We start from the raw sequence: 18,163 nt of genomic DNA on the forward strand, positions 1-18,163 counted from the left end.
TAAGGCGAAGCCGCCACCCGACAAAAGTTATTACTTCTTCTGAATTTCCAGCAACTGCTCTGGCGTTACCGCCGGATAACCCTGCGCATCTTCCGGCACTTCATGCATCGTTGGGATCGGCACCAGCGGGCCTAAAAAGCGCGGTTCACGTTTGAACAGGTACAGGTCAGCCAGCGCACCAAAACGGGCGCCAAACTCACGTACGCGCACGCTCAGCATATCCTTTGGCGATGGCACCGCATAACACTGCGCCTGAATGCCCATATGCAGGGCGATAAACAGCGCCCGCTCGCAGTGGAAACGCTGGGTAATGATGATGAAATCATTGGTGTCGAACACCTTGCGGGTACGCACGATGGAATCAAGCGTGCGGAATCCGGCGTAGTCGAGCACGATATCGGCCGGGTCGACGCCTGCGGCAATCAGATCTTTGCGCATCGTCACCGGCTCGTTATAGCTTTGCAGCGCGTTATCGCCGCTCAGCAGCAGATAGTTCACCTTGCCGCTGTTATAGGCGTTCAGCGCGCCCTGAATACGATACCGGTAATACTGATTTATGACGCCAGTGCGGTAATACTTGGCGGTGCCAAGCACCACACCAACCTGACGGTAGGGGAGATCCTGTAGGTCATCAAAAATGTAGGGGGCTGTTTTCCAGCTCATCCAGCGGTCGAGGCCCAGCACGATCAACAGCAGTATGCCGACCAGGACAGACAGGCTGTAAAACACGCGCTTTAACATGCAGATGGCTCTTACCGATGATGAAATTTCCCTCAGGCTACTGTACCCGCCTGGTTAGCGCAAGAAACAGCGATTCAACTGAGGGGTTTTTCGTCAGACTGGCGGGCAACTCTGCCCGCCGAACAGATTATGCCAGCAGCACGCGGTCGATGGTTGAACAGCCCAGCGCTTTCAGCGTGGCTGCGGTCGCGTCCCACTGGATCAGCGGCGCATCGGCCTTTTCAGCCAGGATTGCGCGCTGAATATCCGGGTAGTCATACCCGTTCAGGCTAAGCAGGTTCAGGGCACCCTGGAGCGGAGGCAGCGTCGGGTTAAATGCGGCGTTCTCTGCATAGCTGCCGGTGAAGATGCGGCCGTCGCGGCACTGAAGGGCGACGCCGCTTGGAGATTTGCTGTAGGGCGTGTGGCTTTTATTGGCGGCGGCAATGGCCGCTTCGCTCAGCTCATCTCCCGAGAGCGCATAACCGTGGTCCTGCTCGTCCATCAGCAGGGTTTTGATCTCAAGATCTTTCGGGCCGAAAGCATCCGGCAGGTAATCACCCAGCGTATGCGGTGCGCGTCCCGGCAGGTTGATACGCAGTTCAAGACCGCTGTTCAGCTCATTCATAAACTGGCGGCAGTGGCCGCAAGGGGTATAGTTGACGGTGATGGCGCGCAGGGCTTTTTCGCCGCGCAGCCAGGCGTGACTGATGGCGCTCTGCTCCGCGTGGACGGTTTGCTGCATGGTCGCACCAAGAAACTCCATGTTTCCGCCGAAGTACCAGGTTCCGCTCACGCCGCGCGCAATTGCGCCTACGTTGAAATGGGAAAGGTCAGCGCGGGCGCAGGCAGCCGCCAGGGGCAGCAGGGCGAAAGCCAGCGCGTCTTCGTCCAGCCCCGTTGCCTGTTTAAGGGTCGTGACCTGATCTGCCGTCAGCAGGGCGGGGAAATGCGCATCCGCCAGAACCGGAGCCAGGGCTGATTGCAAATTCTCTGCAAGCTGAGAGAAAGCAGCTTGAAAACGTGGATGCATGACGTTGCCTCATCAAGGTTAATGGATCGGTAGTGTACGGAGCCGTACGGCCTTTATATGTGATCCAAATCTCATTATGTGTGCAACTTATGAAATGAAAATGAAATTTGCGCGACGCATCGCAAATTTTAGCCCATGACTGCCAGAATAATCGGGAAGATAAACGGCGCGACCAGGGAAGTGATAATCCCGCAGATCACCAGCGCCAGCGAGCTGAATGCCCCTTCCTGATAATCCAGTTCCGCGCAGCGTGCGGTGCCCAGCGCGTGCGAGGCGGTACCCATCGCCAGACCGCGTGCCGCTTTGGTACGAATTTTCATGATATTGAGCAGCGTATGACCAAACACCGCGCCCAGGATACCGACGAAAATCACGCACACGGCGCTGATGGCCGGAATGCCCCCGATGCTGCCGCCCACGGCCATGGCAATCGGCGTGGTGACGGATTTAGGCAGGATAGAGGCGGCGATCTGCGGCGACGCGCCCATCAATAAGGCCACCGAGGTACCGGTGATCATCGCAACAAGGCTACCCACAAAGCAGATGGTAATGATGGATTTCCAGCGCGCGCGGATCTGATGCAGTTGCTCATATAAAGGAAACGCCAGCGCCACCACGGCAGGCTGCAACAAATCGTTGAGGATCCTGCTCCCGGCGAAGTAACGCTCATAAGGAATGCCGGTGAGCAGCAGAAAAGGAATAATCACCACCATGGCGACCAGCAGCGGATTGAGCAACGGCATTTTGAAACGCACCGCAAGCTTACGCGCAGCAAAGAACACCACCAGGGTTAACGGCAGGGACCACCAGATATTCGCCATCATTTTTTTGTTTTCTCCCCGACGACCTTGCGTTCGCCATGCACAATGTGTGAACTCCAGCTGACGACCAGGAATACCACCAGCGTACTGATGGCGCAGGAGACCACAATCGGGCCGAACTGCGCTTTAAGCACATCGTAATACTGCATCACCCCAACGCCGATAGGCACAAAAAGCAGGGCCATATAGCGAATGAGAACGAAGCACCCCGGATTAACCCATTTCGCGGGCAGCACCTGTAATGCCAGCAGCACAAACAGGATCAGCATGCCGATAATGCTGCCGGGTATCGTAATCGGCAGCAGCGAAGCGATAAAAATGCCGGCGTACAGGCAGGCATAAATGAGGACGAAGGCGCGAAGGTATTGCCAGATAGTATTCAGTGATTTGCTCATGGTGAAAGTCCTTGCTGAGACGTATTCATCATACAATTAAACCTGAAAATGTGCCACGGATCACATCATGAATTTTGGGCATACCAGACATTCCGCAATGGAACGCCGGGCTTTCAACATACATAGAGAGCAGCTACTATAGCGCGTCTTTTTTCACAGGTACTCAGAATGCGTGTTTTACTGGCCCCGATGGAAGGTGTGCTCGACTCTCTCGTGCGCGAGCTGCTTACCGAGGTGAACGATTACGATCTCTGCGTGACGGAGTTTCTGCGCGTGGTCGATATGTTGCTGCCAGAAAAATCATTTTATCGTCTCTGCCCGGAACTGCATCGTCAGAGCCGTACCCCGTCCGGTACGCTGGTGCGTGTCCAGCTGCTCGGCCAGTATCCCGAGTGGCTGGCTGAAAACGCCGCCCGCGCGGTAGCGCTTGGTTCGTACGGCGTCGATCTTAACTGCGGCTGTCCGTCAAAGCTGGTCAACGGCAGCGGCGGGGGGGCGACGCTACTTAAAGATCCGGAGCTGATTTATCGCGGCGCAAAGGCCATGCGTGAGGCGGTGCCATCGCACCTGCCGGTGACGGTCAAAGTGCGTCTGGGATGGGACAGCGGCGATAAGCAGTTTGAAATTGCTGACGCGGTGCAGCAGGCGGGCGCCACCGAGCTGGTGGTGCACGGGCGAACCAAAGAGGATGGTTATAAAGCCGAGCGCATTAACTGGCAGGCGATTGGCGAGATCCGCAAACGGCTTACGATCCCGGTGATTGCCAACGGCGAAATCTGGGATTACGAGAGCGCGCAGGCCTGCCTCAAAGAGACCGGCTGTAATGCCGTGATGATTGGCCGCGGTGCGCTGAACGTGCCGAACCTCAGCCGGGTGGTGAAATATAATGAGCCGCGGATGCCGTGGGCGGATGTGGTGAAACTACTGCAAAAATACACGCGGCTGGAAAAGCAGGGCGATACCGGCTTGTATCACGTCGCGCGCATTAAGCAGTGGCTGAGTTATTTGCGTAAAGAGTACGACGACGCGCTGGGATTATTTCAGGAGATCCGTACCCTACAGACGTCTGCGGATATTGCCCGGGTGATCCAGTCAAAATCCTGAGCGAAGTGTGAAGAGTTTGCCCGGCACGGAGCCGGGCAACAGAATCAGAAAATCATCTTGAATACGCCGGTTACCACCAGCAGCCCTATCAGAAATATAATCAAAATAACCCACAATAATATTTTCATTCGCCTCTCCTGCGTATGTCTGTCGAAGTAAGTGTAGCAGCCAATTCATAATTAGCATGAATACATGAAATTAAATCATTGTCTTGGGGAATAAATTTCCGGATATGAAAATGTATAACAATATGCGGATTGCCACGCGTTACTAAAAAACGGAACGTCAGTAAGCGTAAGTTGCGCCTTTATTTTTTTGAGTTCATGGCGTAATGAAACGTTCTCTTACTTTATCTCTGAGTACTCCTCTTGTTTTTATGCTGGCCGCCTGCGCGCCGGAACATGCCACGGTGTCTCCAGTAAAAACGCAAGCCGCCGCCGCAGCTGTAAATACCCAACTGCGTCATGCCGACTGGCCAAAAAGCGAATGGTGGAAAGACTTTAACGACCCCCAGCTCAACGCGCTGATCGACAAAGCGCTGGCGGATGCGCCGGATATGCAAATTGCCCGTCAGCGTATTACCCTGGCGGAAGCACAGGCGAAAGCCGCTGTCGCTGCTGAGGGTCCACAGCTGGATTTTTCCGCAGATGTTGAACGGCAAAAAATGTCGGCAGAGGGGCTGATGGGGCCATTTGCGCTGACCGACCCGGCGGCGGGGACAACCGGCCCCTGGTACACCAACGGCACCTTTGGTCTGACGGCGGGTTGGGATCTGGATTTATGGGGTAAAAACCGCGCCCAAATTGAGGCCCGCATCGGTCAGGTGAATGCGCAAAAAGCGGAGCTGGAGCAGACCCGCCAGCTGCTCGCCAGCAGCGTCGCGCGGCTGTACTGGGACTGGCAGACCGAGGCCGCGGTGGGTGACGTACTCGCGCAAATCAAACGGGAGCAGGAAAATATCATCGGTGCCGATCGTGAGCTTTATCAGCACGGCATTACCTCCTCGGTGGAAGGCGTTGAAACGGATATCAATGCCAGCAAAACCGATGAACAGCTCGCTGACGTGCACGGCAAAATGAAGGTCATTGAGGCGCGTCTGAATGCGTTGACCCATACCCCTTCAGTCACGCTCGCCCGGCATGCCTTACCTGACGCAGAGGCGTCGTTGCCATCAACGCTCGGTTATGAACTGCTGGCTCGGCGCCCGGATTTGCAGGAGGCGCACTGGTATATCGAAGCATCCATGAGCGAAGTGGATGCCGCCAGAGCCGCGTTCTACCCTGACATCAATTTGATGGCATTCTTGCAGCAGGATGCATTGCACCTGAGTGACCTGTTCCGCTCATCTGCGCAGCAAATGGGCGTAACCGCCGGGCTGACGCTGCCAATTTTTGACAGCGGTCGGTTGAATGCGAACCTGGATATCGCCCAGGCGCAAAACAACCTCTCCGTGGCGAACTACAACAAGGCCGTGGTAGATGCCGTAAACCAGGTTGCCCGGACGGCCAGCGAAGTGGAAACGCTGACCGCCAAAAATCAGCACCAGCAGCAGATCGAAAAAGATGCGGCGCGCGTCGTTGCGCTGGCACAGGCGCGTTTCAGCGCCGGGATCATTGCCGGCTCCCGGGTGAGTGAAGCAAAAATTCCGGCGCTCAAAGAGCGTATTACCGGGTTGATGCTGAAAGGTCAGTACGTGGATGCCACGCTCCAGCTCACCTCCGCGCTCGGTGGCGGATATCATCACGGCTAACATTGCGCATTATCTATACTTACCTCTTTGCAGATTATCAGGAGGTGAGTATGACGCGAGTCGCAATTGTTACCGCATCGGATTCAGGAATTGGCAAAACGACGGCCCTGATGCTGGCCGAACGCGGGTTTGATGTCGGAGTAACCTGGCATTCAGATGAGAAAGGGGCGCTGGCAACCTGCCGTGAAATTGAAGCGCGCGGGCAGCGTGCCGAGGCCATTCATCTCGACTTAAGCAATTTGCCGGAAGGCGCAAAGGCCATTGAAACCCTGATTACGCGTTTCGGGCGGCTGGATGTGCTGGTTAACAATGCCGGGGCGATGAATAAAGCGCCATTTCTGGACCTGTCGTTTGACGACTGGCGGCACATATTCACCGTTGACGTGGACGGCGCGTTTCTCTGCTCGCAAATCGCGGCGCGTCAGATGCTGAAGCAGGGGGAAGGGGGGAGGATCGTGAATATCACCTCGGTGCATGAACATACGCCATTGCCGGACGCCAGCGCCTATACGGCGGCCAAACATGCGCTGGGCGGGTTAACAAAGTCGATGGCGCTGGAGCTGGTTAAACATAAGATTCTGGTGAACGCCGTTGCGCCCGGAGCGATCGCCACGCCGATGAATGATATGGACGACAGCGAAGTGAAAGAAGGCGCAATGCCGGAAATCCCGCTGGCACGGCCAGGGCATACCAAAGAAATTGCCAGCCTGGTGGCGTGGCTGTGTGACAGCGACGCCAGCTACACCACCGGGCAGTCGTTTATCGTCGACGGCGGTTTTATGCTGGCGAATCCGCAGTTTAAGCCTGCGGAATAAGCATTCCCCTCACCCCCAAGGGGAGAGGGTGTATAGCGTTTGGGGAGAGGGGTAGGGTGAGGGGCAGCAGGCCGAACTCACTCTTCATCCCGCCGCTTTTCGCGATGCTTGAGCCACAGCCGTACCACAATCACCACCGCAACAACCAGGATCAACCAGGCCCAGTGTTTAAGATGCTGATCGAGATTATGCAGCCACGGACCTATTACTTCGCCACCCACGTAGCCAAGCGTGGTGAAAATCAGCGCCCAGGCAATCGCCCCGAGAATGTTCAGCGGCAGGAAGATTTTCGGCGGTAAGCGGCTCGCGCCAATCAGTATTGGCCCGATGATGCGAAAGCCGTACATAAAGCGGGTACCAATCACAAACAGCCAGGGACGTCGCTGGATAAGCCGCTGAGCACGGCGAATTTTCTTTTGATGCTTAGCAAAACGTTGCAAAAGCGTTGGGCCAAAGCGCAGCCCCAGAAAGTAGAGCAGCTGATCGCCAATCATACCGCCCAACGCGACGGCGGCGACCACCAGCGAGAATTTCAGCAATCCCTGATGTGCGGCCACCCCGCCCAGCAGCGTGATGGTTTCGCCTTCCGCGACGCTGCCGATCACCAGCGCGGCGTATCCATATTGTTCAATAAGACCGTTGATATCCATTACGTAAACGTCATCTCCCTTACTGTGCCTGCGTTAATCATATACCCCATCCATCAACCGCGCGGCAATCAACGGAAATTTCCCACTGTACATAAAATAATCTAAAGCCTGCATTATACTTAAGCTATCGCTGATGGGCCGACAACAAGGGGGCGTTATGAACCATGTCTGGGGACTTTTCTCCCATCCCGATCGTGAAATGCAGGTGATCCGTAACGAGAACGAAACGGTCGCGCATCACTATACCCACCATGTCCTGCTGATGGCAGCGGTGCCGGTGGTCTGCGCGTTTATTGGTACTACGCAGATAGGCTGGAACTTTGGTGACGGCACCGTGGTTCAGCTTTCCTGGTTTACCGGACTGTACCTGGCCATTCTGTTTTATGGCCTGATGCTGGCCGGGGTGGCGGTGATGGGGCGGGTCATCCACTGGATGGCGCGCAACTATCCGCAGCGCCCGTCGCTGGCACACTGTATGGTCTTCGCCGGATACGTCGCGACCCCGCTGTTTTTAAGCGGTATTGTCGCGCTCTATCCACTGGTCTGGCTGTGCGCGCTGATCGGTACGGTTGCCCTCTTTTACACCGGTTATCTGCTGTATGTAGGGGTGCCAACCTTCCTCAATATCAATAAAGAAGAGGGCCTGAGCTTCTCCAGCTCTACGCTTGCCATCGGCGTGCTGGTCCTGGAGGCGCTACTGGCCCTGACAGTTATTCTTTGGGGTTATGGATACCGTCTCTTTTAAGTTCCCTGCATTGCTGGCGTAAATGCCAGCAATGCAGCATCTGGTTATGATTCTCCGCTGGCGACAAGGCACGGTGACCGCTATGATGCCGAAGCCAGCCTGTGTTTATCCGTTGACACAGGCGGTGTACGTCATAACGTGCGTGAATCATTATCAGAAGTCTCATCATGCTGAAATTTCGAGTGTCACTCCTTAGTCTTGCGCTGCTGCTGGGCGTCTCCGCTACCGCGCCAGCCATCGCCAAAACGACCGCAGTCGCCACCGCTGCTGCGCAACCCCAGATTGCGTCCGGCAGCGCGATGATCGTTGACCTGAATACCAACAAGGTGATCTACGCCAGTCATCCGGATCTGGTGCGCCCGATCGCTTCCATAACCAAAGTCATGACCGCGATGGTGGTGCTTGATGCACGACTGCCGCTGGACGAAAAGCTGAAGGTGGATATCAGCCACACGCCAGAGATGAAAGGGATCTACTCTCGCGTGCGTCTGAACAGTGAAATCAGCCGTAAAAATATGCTGCTGCTGGCGCTGATGTCCTCTGAGAACCGCGCGGCGGCAAGCCTTGCCCACCATTATCCTGGTGGTTACGACGCGTTTATCCGCGCGATGAACGCCAAAGCCAAAGCGCTGGGGATGAAAAATACCCATTTCGTAGAGCCAACCGGTCTGTCGATTCATAACGTCTCGACGGCGCGTGATTTAACCAAGCTGCTGATCGCCAGTAAGCAATACCCGCTGATCGGTCAGCTCAGTACCACGCGTGAGGAGATGGCGACATTCTCGAACCCGGCGTATACGCTGCCGTTCCGCAACACTAACCATCTGGTGTATCGCGATAACTGGAATATTCAGTTAACCAAGACCGGATTCACTAATGCGGCAGGGCACTGCCTGGTGATGCGCACCGTGTTTAACGGTAAGCCAGTGGCGCTGGTGGTGATGGATGCCTTCGGCAAATATACCCACTTTGCGGACGCCAGCCGCCTGCGCACCTGGATTGAAACCGGGAAAGTGCAGCCGGTGCCGGCTTCAGCGCTGGCGTATAAAAAGCAGAAAGCGGAACAGATGGCGACGGCGCAGAACGACTGAGCCGCCTGTCTGTGCCGGGTGGCGGCTTCGCCTTACCCGGCCTACGGCCCTAAAGCGGCCCCGATACGTAGGCCCGGTAAGCGAAGCGCCACCGGGCGAAAGCGCCTACTCCGGCAGCGTCCAGTCACCATCGTTGAGTGGACGCTGCATGATCAACGTATCCCGCCAGTCGCCCTTCTTATACCCCACGCTGCGCAGTTGACCGACAACCTCGAAGCCATGTTTTTTATGCAGCCGTAACGATCCCGCATTATTGTTTCCGTCACCAACCACGGCAATCATCTGCCGCCAGGGTCCTTGTTCACAACGGGCGATCAGTGCCTGGAGTAAGGCCGAGCCAAACCCGCGCCCGGTAGTGCTGGCATCCACATAGATGGATTCCTCAAGGGTGTACCGGTAGGCCTGGCGTGGACGATAAAACGTGGCGTAGCAGTAGCCGACAACAATGCCGCGATACAGCGCAACCAGCCACGGTAAACCGCTGTCGGTCACGCTCTTCATCCGCTGAAGCATCTCATCGACGGTGGGAGGAACTTCCTCGAAGGACGCACGGCCATGAAGCACATGCCAGGCGTATATCGCCGAGATGGCATGCGCATCGTCAGGAAGGGCGTCGCGCACCTCGATTTCAGTTTCGGGGAAAATTTCTACAGCCGACATGTTCTGCCCGCTCCTTGTTTGGAAAGCCAGAGAAACGTTTCTCTGGCAACAGGCAGATACTCTAGTACGTTTGAGGAGGGCTTAACAATCTCTTAAATTTGGCTATAAGAGTTCATCAGAGGCTTGCGTATTGTGTTCCTCTGTTTCGGCACTCTCTTTCCAGTATTTCTTCCGCGTTGTCTTACCAATGCCCGGGTTCATACTGTTTGTAGGGTCATTTTTGCGATAAAACTGTTTAAGCGTCTCCGGCGCTTTGTACAGGTGTCCTACGTTGTGCTCGGCAGGATATTGCGCGCCACGCTCGTGCAGCAGCGCCAGCATCTGTTCTTTCAGCGCGTGTGCATCAACCCCTTTTTTGACGATGTAATCCTGATGGAAGACATAGCACATAAAGTGGCCGTAATAGAGCTTATGCACCAGCTTGCTGTCGATCTCCGGCGGCAGATGTTCAAACCACTCGGTATCGTTGCGACGCAGGGCGATATCCAGTGCCAGAATATCCTCCACCTCTTCGGAATGCACCGCCTGATAACGGATGGCAGCACCCGCCGCGGCGAAGCGGTGCAGGAAGGCTTTGCTGCCTTCTTCCGGCGTACAGGCAAAGAAATCCCCGTCGGCGGTTTTGAAGAATTCGGTGAGCCAGCTCTGCGCTTCGGCAATTCCGTCCCCGGCCATTTTCAGCAGCAGATGGTGCTCATACTTGTCGCGCCAGGTCTTCATCCGCTCCGGTAAATGCGCCGGGAAGACGTTACCCAGCTTCTGCATAAAGCGGTCGGTGAAGTGCGGTTTGAACAACGATACTTTCTCCAGCATCGCGTCGGTGCGGCCCTTCATAGTGAAGAAGAACGGCATTTTGTCGGTGCCGAGCTTGTCGATCATCAGGAAGGTATCTTTGCCGTAGCGCTCTGCGATGTCGTAAATGTCCCGGTGCATATACTCGCCTGCCACCGGCAGGTGAGTGAACTCGGCCAGAATATGACGACGGATCTCCGTCAGCACCTCCGGCTGATTGGTGCCGATGTAAAACACCTGCTGCTTTTTCTCTGCCGGGAAGGTATCGAGGCGCACCGCAAAAACGGCCAGCTTGCCCGCGCAGCCGGAGGATTCAAACAGGCGATCCGGATCGGCGTTATAGCGCGCCGGCGTATCGGCATTGATATCGCGCACGCGGGTGATGTAATCGTGGTCATGCGCGTGACGGCCATCGTGCTGAACGTCTTCGTCCTTTACGCGGTCATCGTCGAGTTTGCTGAGGATCTGCTCTGGCGTTACGCCCAGATCGATCCCCAGATGGTTAACCAGCGTCAGCTTGCCGTTTTCATCGATACGGGCGAACAGCGACATTTCCGTGTAAGCCGGGCCGCGCTGCACCAGCGAGCCGCCGGAGTTATTGCAGATCCCGCCGATCACCGAGGCGCCAATGCACGATGAGCCGATCACCGAGTGCGGTTCGCGTCCCAGCGGCTTAAGCGCTTTTTCCAGCGAGTAAAGCGTGGTGCCGGGGAAGGCGAGCACCTGTTCGCCCTTGTCCAGCAGGTGCAGTTTGTCGAGGCGCAGGGTGCTGATAATCACGATGTCACGATCGTAATCGTTGCCGTTCGGCGTGGAGCCTTCGGTCAGGCCGGTATTCGCAGCCTGCATTAAAATAATCTTGTCTGCCGCAACGCAGGCGCTGAGCACGCGCCACAGTTCGAGCAACGTACCGGGGAAGACTACCGCCAGCGCGTCGCCCTGGCCGGAGCGAAAGCCCTTCCGATAGCGGGCGGTTTTGGCCGGGTCGGTAAGCAGGTGAGAGTGACCAACCAGGCGAGACAGTTCGTTAATAAATGTAGTGTTATCGTCAGTTCGAACAGAAGACATCTTCCACTCCTTGTGGTGGGGCAAATTTCTCGCTGTAAAGCATAGCGCGATTAGCCGTTGAGCGGTCGGGTATTCATGAGAAAAATCAGAGAATAACCCTGCAAGGTTTTCAGGCTTTATGGCACACTGCGCTTTTCGCACGGTCTGGCCGGGTGCTTCCCGCGGTTATTGATGAGAGAGAATAACAACATGAAATGGCTATGTTCTGTAGGTGTCGCCGTCAGCCTGGCGCTGCAACCTGCGCTGGCAGAGGATTTGTTTGGTAATCACCCGCTCACGCCCGAAGCCCGCGACGCCTTTGTCACGGATTTACTCAAAAAGATGACGGTCGATGAGAAAATCGGCCAGCTGCGCCTGATCAGCGTCGGTCCGGATAACCCGAAAGAAGCCATTCGCGAGATGATCAAAGACGGGCAGGTAGGGGCCATTTTTAACACCGTTACCCGCCAGGATATCCGCAAGATGCAGGATCAGGTGATGGAGCTGAGCCGCCTGAAAATTCCACTGTTCTTCGCTTATGACGTGGTGCACGGCCAGCGTACCGTCTTCCCGATTAGCCTCGGCTTAGCCTCCTCTTTTAATCTTGATGCGGTGAAAACCGTCGGGCGCGTTTCGGCATATGAAGCCGCAGACGACGGCCTGAATATGACCTGGGCGCCGATGGTTGACGTCTCACGCGATCCGCGCTGGGGCCGCGCTTCGGAGGGCTTCGGTGAAGACACGTATTTAACCGCCACGATGGGCAAAACCATGGTGGAAGCGATGCAGGGCAAAAGCCCGGCAGATCGTTACTCGGTGATGACCAGCGTCAAGCACTTCGCCGCCTATGGCGCGGTGGAGGGCGGTAAAGAGTACAACACCGTCGACATGAGCCCACAGCGCCTGTTCAACGACTACATGCCGCCATACAAGGCAGGGCTGGACGCGGGCAGCGGGGCGGTGATGGTAGCGCTGAACTCTCTCAACGGCACGCCTGCCACCTCCGATTCGTGGCTGCTGAAAGACGTGTTGCGCGACCAGTGGGGCTTTAAGGGCATTACCGTCTCTGACCACGGCGCGATTAAAGAGCTGATTAAACACGGCACGGCGTCCGATCCGGAAGACGCGGTACGCGTGGCGCTCAAGTCCGGCATCAACATGAGCATGAGCGACGAGTACTACAGCAAATACCTGCCGGGGCTGGTGAAGAGCGGCAAAGTGACGATGGCAGAGCTGGACGACGCCGCTCGCCACGTGCTGAACGTGAAATATGACATGGGGCTGTTTAACGATCCTTACAGCCATCTGGGGCCGAAGGATTCAGACCCGGCGGACACTAACGCCGAAAGCCGTCTGCACCGTAAAGAAGCCCGGGAAGTAGCGCGCGAAAGCCTGGTGCTGCTGAAAAACCGTCTCGACACGCTGCCGCTGAAAAAATCCGGCACCATTGCCGTGGTTGGTCCGCTGGCCGACAGCAAGCGCGACGTCATGGGCAGCTGGTCCGCCGCAGGCGTGGCGGATCAGTCCGTCACCGTGCTGACCGGCATTAAAAATGCCGTCGGTGAAAACGCGAAAGTGGTGTACGCCAAAGGCGCAAACGTCACCGACGATAAAGACATCGTCACCTTCCTCAATCAGTACGAGGAAGCGGTGAAGGTGGATCCGCGCACGCCAAAAGAGATGATCGACGAAGCGGTTAACGCCGCGAAGCAGTCTGATGTTGTTGTCGCGGTCGTGGGTGAAGCGCAGGGGATGGCGCACGAAGCCTCCAGCCGTACCGATATCACCCTTCCGCAAAGCCAGCGCGATCTGATCGCCGCCCTGAAGGCCACCGGCAAACCGCTGGTGCTGGTGCTGATGAACGGCCGTCCGCTGGCGCTGGTGAAAGAAGACCAGCAGGCTGATGCCATTCTGGAAACCTGGTTCGCCGGTACCGAAGGCGGTAACGCCATTGCCGACGTACTGTTTGGCGATTACAACCCGTCCGGCAAGCTGCCGATGTCCTTCCCGCGCTCCGTCGGGCAGATCCCGGTTTACTACAGCCACCTGAACACCGGTCGTCCGTATAACGCCGACAAGCCGAACAAGTACACGTCTCGTTATTTCGATGAGGCGAACGGCCCGCTGTATCCGTTTGGCTATGGCCTGAGCTACACCACCTTCAAGGTGTCTGACGTGAAAATGTCGGCGCCGACCCTGAAGCATGACGGCAAAGTGACCGCCAGCGTGGAGGTGACCAACAGCGGCAAACGCGAAGGCGCGACGGTGATCCAGATGTACATTCAGGATGTCACGGCCTCCATGAGCCGTCCGGTGAAACAGCTGCGCGGCTTCGAGAAGGTCAACCTGAAACCGGGCGAAACCAGAACGGTCAGCTTCCCGATTGACGTGAATGCGCTGAAGTTCTGGAATCAGCAGATGAAATACGATGCCGAGCCTGGCAAATTCAACGTCTTCATTGGCGTGGATTCCGCCCGCGTGAACAAAGCCGAATTCGAGCTGCAATAATCTTACCTTCCTCCCCATCCCCCGCCTGGCGGGGGATGCCTCTCATCTTGTACGAAAAACGGTTAAATTCGCTGTTTTAAGCTACGCTTTTGTCTCAAGCCTATGAAAAAGGCCACAAAATAATGAGGAAAGCAGAATGACGATTATTAAGGGGATAACAGGATCGGCGGTGCTTCTGGCGGCGCTAAGCCTGCCGCTACAGGCCGCAGAGCCGGTTAAGGTGGGTTCCAAAATTGATACCGAGGGCGCGTTGCTCGGCAATATCATTTTGCAGGTACTCGAAAGCCACGGCGTGAAAACGGTCAATAAAGTACAGCTTGGCACCACACCTGTCGTACGCGGTGCCATCACGTCCGGCGAGCTGGATATCTACCCGGAATACACCGGCAACGGGGCATTCTTCTTCAAGGATGAAAACGATCCGGCCTGGAAAAATGCCAAAGCCGGGTACGAAAAAGTCAAAAAGCTGGACGCGGAAAAAAATAAGCTGGTCTGGCTTACGCCGGCACCGGCCAACAACACCTGGACCATCGCGGTGCGTAAAGATATTGCCGAGAAAGGCAAGCTCACCTCGCTTGACGATCTCAGCCGCTACCTGAAAGAGAAGGGCGAGTTTAAGCTCGCGGCCTCGGCAGAGTTTATCGAGCGCGCTGATGCCCTGCCAGCGTTTGAAAAAGCCTATGATTTCAAGCTCGATCAGTCTCAGCTGCTCTCGCTGGCGGGCGGCGACACGGCGGTGACCATTAAGGCGGCGGCGCAGCAAACCTCCGGCGTCAACGCGGCGATGGCCTACGGCACCGACGGCCCGGTCGCGGCGCTTGGTCTGCAAACCCTGACCGACCCGAAAGGCGTTCAGCCCATTTACGCCCCAACCCCGGTCGTGCGCGAGGCGGTGCTGAAAGCCTACCCGGATATTGCGGAATGGCTCAAACCGGTGTTTGAAAAACTGGATGCGAAAACGCTGCAACAGCTGAATGCCAGCATTGCCGTTGAGGGGCTGGATGCCAAAAAGGTGGCTGCCGACTTCCTGAAACAACAAGGGCTTGTGAAGTAACGGGACAAGGCTGTGCCAATAAAATGTCATAACCGCGTCCTGCTGCTGTTGGCCTGTGTGGCCATTGCGGCGGTCGCGTTACCCTTTGTAAATGTCGCGCCAAACCGTCTGGTGTCGGGCGAACCGCGCGCGCTCTGGCAGATCTGGTCATTTACGCCGCTACTGCTGGGCGCGGCGCTGGCGAGTACTGTAGCCTTAGCCTTCTGGCCAGGGCGAGCCGCCCTTTGGCTGACGCTTCTGCTCAGCGAAGCACTGTTTATCGTGCTGTTCTGGAGCGCGGGACAGGCGGCAACGCAGATGGCCTCGGTTGAAAGCCCGCTGGCGCGCACGTCGATTGGCAGCGGGCTGTGGCTGTGGCTGGCACTTTGTCTGCTGGTCTGTAGCGATGCCATTCGCCGTCTCACGCCGCTACCCGTCTGGCGCTGGCTGCTGAACGCGCAATTCTGGGTCATCCCTCTGCTGATCCTCTTCAGCGGCGATCTGAATCAACTCTCGCTGTTAAAAGAGTACGCCAACCGCCAGGAGGTGTTTGACAACGCGCTGGCGCAACATCTGACGATCCTGTTCGGGACGCTGATCCCGGCGCTGCTGCTGGGCGTGCCGCTGGGCATCGGGTGCTACCGGCATCCCAGCCGCCAGGGTGCCGTCTTTACCGTGCTCAACGTTATTCAGACCATCCCCTCCGTTGCCCTGTTTGGCCTGCTGATTGCCCCCCTGGCCGGTCTGGTGAAATCCTTCCCTGCGTTGGCGGCGGCAGGCATTGCCGGAACCGGGCTGACGCCTGCCCTTATCGCCCTTGTGCTGTATGCGCTGCTGCCGCTGGTGCGCGGCGTGGTGGCGGGGTTAAGCCAGGTTCCGCCTGACGTGCTGGAAAGCGCCCATGCGATGGGGATGAGTGCGCGCCAGTGTTTCTGGAAAATACAGCTGCCGCTTGCGCTTCCGCTGCTGGTTCGCAGCCTGCGGGTGGTGACGGTGCAAACCGTGGGGATGGCGGTGATTGCCGCGCTGATCGGGGCGGGCGGCTTTGGGGCACTGGTGTTCCAGGGGCTGCTGAGCAGCGCGCTGGATCTGGTGCTGCTGGGTGTTGTGCCCACGATTGCGCTGGCGGTCGTACTGGATGCATTGTTTGCCCTGTGGCTCGCGCTGCTCAGGAGAAGAGCCAATGATTGAATTTCATGATGTGAGTAAAACCTTTGCGGGCCGTCCGGCGGCAAGCCACCTCAATCTGCATTTTGCCGAGGGGGCGTTCTCGGTATTGATCGGGACGTCGGGGTCGGGAAAATCGACGACGCTGAAGATGATCAACCGGCTGGTGGAACATGACAGCGGGACGATTCGCTTTGCCGGAGAGGAGATCCGCAGCCTGCCGGTGCTGGAACTGCGGCGGCGTATGGGCTACGCCATTCAGTCCATCGGCCTGTTTCCCCACTGGACGGTGGCCCAGAACATTGCCACCGTGCTACAGCTGGAAAAATGGTCCCGGGGGAAGATCAATGAGCGTGTCGACGAGCTGATGGCGCTGCTGGGCCTGGACGCGTCGCTTCGCGACCGCTATCCGCACCAGCTTTCCGGCGGACAGCAGCAGCGGGTCGGGGTGGCGCGCGCGCTGGCCGCTAACCCGCAGGTGCTGCTGATGGATGAGCCCTTCGGCGCGCTGGATCCGGTCACCCGCGGCGCACTTCAGGCGGAGATGAGTCGCATCCACCGTATTCTAGGGCGCACCATCGTGCTGGTGACGCATGATATCGACGAAGCGCTGCGGCTGGCCGATCGTCTGATACTGATGGATCACGGCGAAGTCGTCCAGCAGGGTACGCCGCTTGAGCTGTTAACCTCGCCGGCGAATGATTTTGTGCGTGAATTTTTTGGCCGCAGCGAGCTGGGCGTCAGGCTGCTCTCGCTGCGCACCGTTAGGGACTACCTGCGTCCGCAGGATGCGCAAATCGGTGGTGAACCGCTGCACGATGGGATGAGCCTGCGCGATGCCCTGTCGGCGTTTGTCGCCCGGCAGTGCGAGGTATTACCCGTTGCGGACGGGCAGGGGACGCCATGCGGGACGATCCATTTTCGCGATCTGCTGGCGGGGGAGGTGACGCGTGAAGTGGGTCCGTGATCCGTTACTCTGGCTGACAGGGCTGTTTATCGCCTTACTCTACCTGATGCCGCACAGCGCGGCGCTGTTTAATGCGCTTATTCCCGGGCTGCCGCGCCCGGTGTACCAGCAGGAGAGCTTTGTTAATCTCACCCTGGCGCACTTCTGGCTGGTGGCGGTGTCAAGCGTGATTGCCATCGTGCTGGGCACAGGCGCCGGGATTGCGGTGACGAGACCTGCGGGCAGGGAGTTTCGTCCGCTGGTGGAGACCATCGCCGCAACGGGGCAGACCTTCCCGCCGGTGGCCGTGCTGGCGATTGCCGTGCCGGCGATTGGTTTTGGGCAGGAGCCTGCCATCATTGCGCTGATTTTGTACGGCGTGTTGCCCATTCTGCAAGGGACGCTGGCGGGGATTGCGGCGGTGCCTGCATCGGTGCTGAGCGTAGCGGAAGGGATGGGGATGAGCGCCTGGCAGCGGCTGGTGAAGGTCGAACTGCCGCTGGCCGCACCGGTGATTATCGCCGGCGTGCGAACGTCCGTGATTATCAACATTGGTACGGCAACCATCGCCTCGACGGTCGGAGCCAATACGCTGGGAACGCCGATCATTATCGGGTTAAGCGGATTTAATACGGCTTACATTATTCAGGGGGCGGTTCTGGTTGCGCTGGCGGCGATTGTCGTGGATCGCCTGTTTGAACGCCTGGCCGGATACCTCAGCCAACACCGCCGCGAACAATAAATGAATAACCTGCAAGCATAACGCCACCGATACCGCTGATGGCCATCAGTGCAAAGAGGGTAATTACGGCCAGTTTCGTTGCCTTCATCATGTGCTCCTGTTGTTAACGGAACAATTATACGGTGAAGCGCAGCTGTTAATGAA

18 protein-coding genes are annotated in these 18,163 nt (G+C 57.3%); 10 read left to right on the top strand and 8 right to left on the bottom strand.

The window, feature by feature from the left end:
• Positions 1 to 30: 30 nt before the first annotated feature.
• From sanA to SK58_RS09765, 4 genes are all read right to left on the bottom strand, one after another.
• Positions 31 to 741: an outer membrane permeability protein SanA gene (gene sanA, locus SK58_RS09750; RefSeq protein ID WP_003859314.1), complete on the bottom strand. Its 711-nt coding sequence runs from the start codon at positions 739 to 741 to the stop codon at positions 31 to 33.
• Positions 742 to 868: 127 nt separating this feature from the next.
• Positions 869 to 1,753, bottom strand: coding sequence for a cytidine deaminase (cdd, locus tag SK58_RS09755; RefSeq protein ID WP_032103253.1), 885 nt, complete (start codon positions 1,751 to 1,753; stop codon positions 869 to 871).
• A 128-nt stretch (positions 1,754 to 1,881) separates the two neighbouring features.
• A complete protein-coding gene (locus tag SK58_RS09760; protein WP_032648907.1) occupies positions 1,882 to 2,577 on the bottom strand; it encodes a CidB/LrgB family autolysis modulator in 696 nt (231 codons plus the stop codon).
• On the bottom strand, positions 2,574 to 2,969 hold the full coding sequence (locus SK58_RS09765) for a CidA/LrgA family protein (protein WP_003859308.1): 396 nt from the start codon (positions 2,967 to 2,969) through the stop codon (positions 2,574 to 2,576). The genes SK58_RS09760 and SK58_RS09765 overlap by 4 nt, the downstream gene beginning before the upstream one ends.
• Positions 2,970 to 3,137: 168 nt before the next feature.
• Between SK58_RS09765 and dusC the strand changes: the two genes are divergently transcribed.
• The 3 genes from dusC (at position 3,138) to SK58_RS09780 (ending at position 6,638) form a co-directional block, all read left to right on the top strand.
• On the top strand, positions 3,138 to 4,073 hold the full coding sequence (dusC, locus tag SK58_RS09770; RefSeq protein ID WP_003859306.1) for a tRNA dihydrouridine(16) synthase DusC: 936 nt from the start codon (positions 3,138 to 3,140) through the stop codon (positions 4,071 to 4,073).
• Between the two features lie 331 nt (positions 4,074 to 4,404).
• Positions 4,405 to 5,823 carry a multidrug resistance outer membrane protein MdtQ gene (gene mdtQ / locus SK58_RS09775; protein WP_048219762.1) on the top strand — a complete coding sequence of 473 codons (1,419 nt, stop codon included), beginning with the start codon at positions 4,405 to 4,407 and terminating at the stop codon, positions 5,821 to 5,823.
• Positions 5,824 to 5,873: 50 nt separating this feature from the next.
• Entirely contained in the window at positions 5,874 to 6,638 is a 765-nt protein-coding gene (locus SK58_RS09780) for an SDR family oxidoreductase (RefSeq protein ID WP_063142567.1), read from the top strand.
• 77 nt (positions 6,639 to 6,715) lie between these two features.
• Here SK58_RS09780 and SK58_RS09785 read toward each other — a convergent pair whose 3' ends face one another.
• A complete protein-coding gene (locus tag SK58_RS09785) occupies positions 6,716 to 7,288 on the bottom strand; it encodes a DedA family protein (protein WP_015572327.1) in 573 nt (190 codons plus the stop codon).
• Between the two features lie 157 nt (positions 7,289 to 7,445).
• On the opposite strand from SK58_RS09785, the gene SK58_RS09790 reads away from it, so the two are divergent.
• On the top strand, positions 7,446 to 8,033 hold the full coding sequence (locus SK58_RS09790; protein WP_003859296.1) for a Yip1 family protein: 588 nt from the start codon (positions 7,446 to 7,448) through the stop codon (positions 8,031 to 8,033).
• A 167-nt stretch (positions 8,034 to 8,200) separates the two neighbouring features.
• Positions 8,201 to 9,124 carry a D-alanyl-D-alanine endopeptidase gene (gene pbpG, locus SK58_RS09795; protein WP_015572329.1) on the top strand — a complete coding sequence of 308 codons (924 nt, stop codon included), beginning with the start codon at positions 8,201 to 8,203 and terminating at the stop codon, positions 9,122 to 9,124.
• Positions 9,125 to 9,229: 105 nt separating this feature from the next.
• Here the strand turns inward: pbpG and SK58_RS09800 are convergent, their stop codons facing one another.
• Positions 9,230 to 9,784, bottom strand: coding sequence for a GNAT family N-acetyltransferase (locus tag SK58_RS09800; protein ID WP_017693051.1), 555 nt, complete (start codon positions 9,782 to 9,784; stop codon positions 9,230 to 9,232).
• Between the two features lie 102 nt (positions 9,785 to 9,886).
• Positions 9,887 to 11,644, bottom strand: coding sequence for a D-lactate dehydrogenase (dld, locus tag SK58_RS09805; protein ID WP_015572331.1), 1,758 nt, complete (start codon positions 11,642 to 11,644; stop codon positions 9,887 to 9,889).
• Between the two features lie 189 nt (positions 11,645 to 11,833).
• Between dld and bglX the strand changes: the two genes are divergently transcribed.
• From bglX to SK58_RS09830, 5 genes are all read left to right on the top strand, one after another.
• Entirely contained in the window at positions 11,834 to 14,131 is a 2,298-nt protein-coding gene (gene bglX, locus SK58_RS09810) for a beta-glucosidase BglX (protein ID WP_048219764.1), read from the top strand.
• Between the two features lie 136 nt (positions 14,132 to 14,267).
• Positions 14,268 to 15,185: a glycine betaine ABC transporter substrate-binding protein OsmF gene (locus SK58_RS09815; RefSeq protein ID WP_015572333.1), complete on the top strand. Its 918-nt coding sequence runs from the start codon at positions 14,268 to 14,270 to the stop codon at positions 15,183 to 15,185.
• Between the two features lie 12 nt (positions 15,186 to 15,197).
• Entirely contained in the window at positions 15,198 to 16,355 is a 1,158-nt protein-coding gene (locus tag SK58_RS09820; RefSeq protein ID WP_017383374.1) for an ABC transporter permease, read from the top strand.
• Positions 16,348 to 17,298: an ABC transporter ATP-binding protein gene (locus SK58_RS09825; protein ID WP_015572334.1), complete on the top strand. Its 951-nt coding sequence runs from the start codon at positions 16,348 to 16,350 to the stop codon at positions 17,296 to 17,298. Before SK58_RS09820 ends, SK58_RS09825 begins: the two co-directional genes overlap by 8 nt.
• Entirely contained in the window at positions 17,282 to 18,019 is a 738-nt protein-coding gene (locus tag SK58_RS09830) for an ABC transporter permease (protein ID WP_017383373.1), read from the top strand. Before SK58_RS09825 ends, SK58_RS09830 begins: the two co-directional genes overlap by 17 nt.
• Here SK58_RS09830 and SK58_RS22280 read toward each other — a convergent pair.
• The gene (locus SK58_RS22280; protein ID WP_017383372.1) at positions 17,994 to 18,107 is read right to left on the bottom strand and encodes a protein YohO; all 114 of its coding nucleotides are present in this window, start codon (positions 18,105 to 18,107) and stop codon (positions 17,994 to 17,996) included. The genes SK58_RS09830 and SK58_RS22280 overlap by 26 nt on opposite strands.
• Positions 18,108 to 18,163: the final 56 nt, after the last annotated feature.

Source organism: Enterobacter sp. BIDMC93, from assembly GCF_001037805.1.
Taxonomy (GTDB): Bacteria; Pseudomonadota; Gammaproteobacteria; order Enterobacterales; family Enterobacteriaceae; genus Enterobacter; species Enterobacter hormaechei_C.

Bases quoted from the DNA above. Each gene is read 5' to 3' on its own strand.
- bglX (WP_048219764.1), top strand. From the start codon at position 11,834: ATGAAATGGCTATGTTCTGTAGGTGTCGCCGTCAGCCTGGCGCTGCAA.
- SK58_RS22280 (WP_017383372.1), bottom strand. From the start codon at position 18,107: ATGAAGGCAACGAAACTGGCCGTAATTACCCTCTTTGCACTGATGGCC.
- SK58_RS09815 (WP_015572333.1), top strand. From the start codon at position 14,268: ATGACGATTATTAAGGGGATAACAGGATCGGCGGTGCTTCTGGCGGCG.
- dusC (WP_003859306.1), top strand. From the start codon at position 3,138: ATGCGTGTTTTACTGGCCCCGATGGAAGGTGTGCTCGACTCTCTCGTG.
- sanA (WP_003859314.1), bottom strand. From the start codon at position 741: ATGTTAAAGCGCGTGTTTTACAGCCTGTCTGTCCTGGTCGGCATACTG.
- SK58_RS09785 (WP_015572327.1), bottom strand. From the start codon at position 7,288: ATGGATATCAACGGTCTTATTGAACAATATGGATACGCCGCGCTGGTG.
- SK58_RS09780 (WP_063142567.1), top strand. From the start codon at position 5,874: ATGACGCGAGTCGCAATTGTTACCGCATCGGATTCAGGAATTGGCAAA.
- SK58_RS09790 (WP_003859296.1), top strand. From the start codon at position 7,446: ATGAACCATGTCTGGGGACTTTTCTCCCATCCCGATCGTGAAATGCAG.
- SK58_RS09800 (WP_017693051.1), bottom strand. From the start codon at position 9,784: ATGTCGGCTGTAGAAATTTTCCCCGAAACTGAAATCGAGGTGCGCGAC.
- cdd (WP_032103253.1), bottom strand. From the start codon at position 1,753: ATGCATCCACGTTTTCAAGCTGCTTTCTCTCAGCTTGCAGAGAATTTG.
- pbpG (WP_015572329.1), top strand. From the start codon at position 8,201: ATGCTGAAATTTCGAGTGTCACTCCTTAGTCTTGCGCTGCTGCTGGGC.
- SK58_RS09760 (WP_032648907.1), bottom strand. From the start codon at position 2,577: ATGATGGCGAATATCTGGTGGTCCCTGCCGTTAACCCTGGTGGTGTTC.
- SK58_RS09765 (WP_003859308.1), bottom strand. From the start codon at position 2,969: ATGAGCAAATCACTGAATACTATCTGGCAATACCTTCGCGCCTTCGTC.
- SK58_RS09825 (WP_015572334.1), top strand. From the start codon at position 16,348: ATGATTGAATTTCATGATGTGAGTAAAACCTTTGCGGGCCGTCCGGCG.
- mdtQ (WP_048219762.1), top strand. From the start codon at position 4,405: ATGAAACGTTCTCTTACTTTATCTCTGAGTACTCCTCTTGTTTTTATG.
- dld (WP_015572331.1), bottom strand. From the start codon at position 11,644: ATGTCTTCTGTTCGAACTGACGATAACACTACATTTATTAACGAACTG.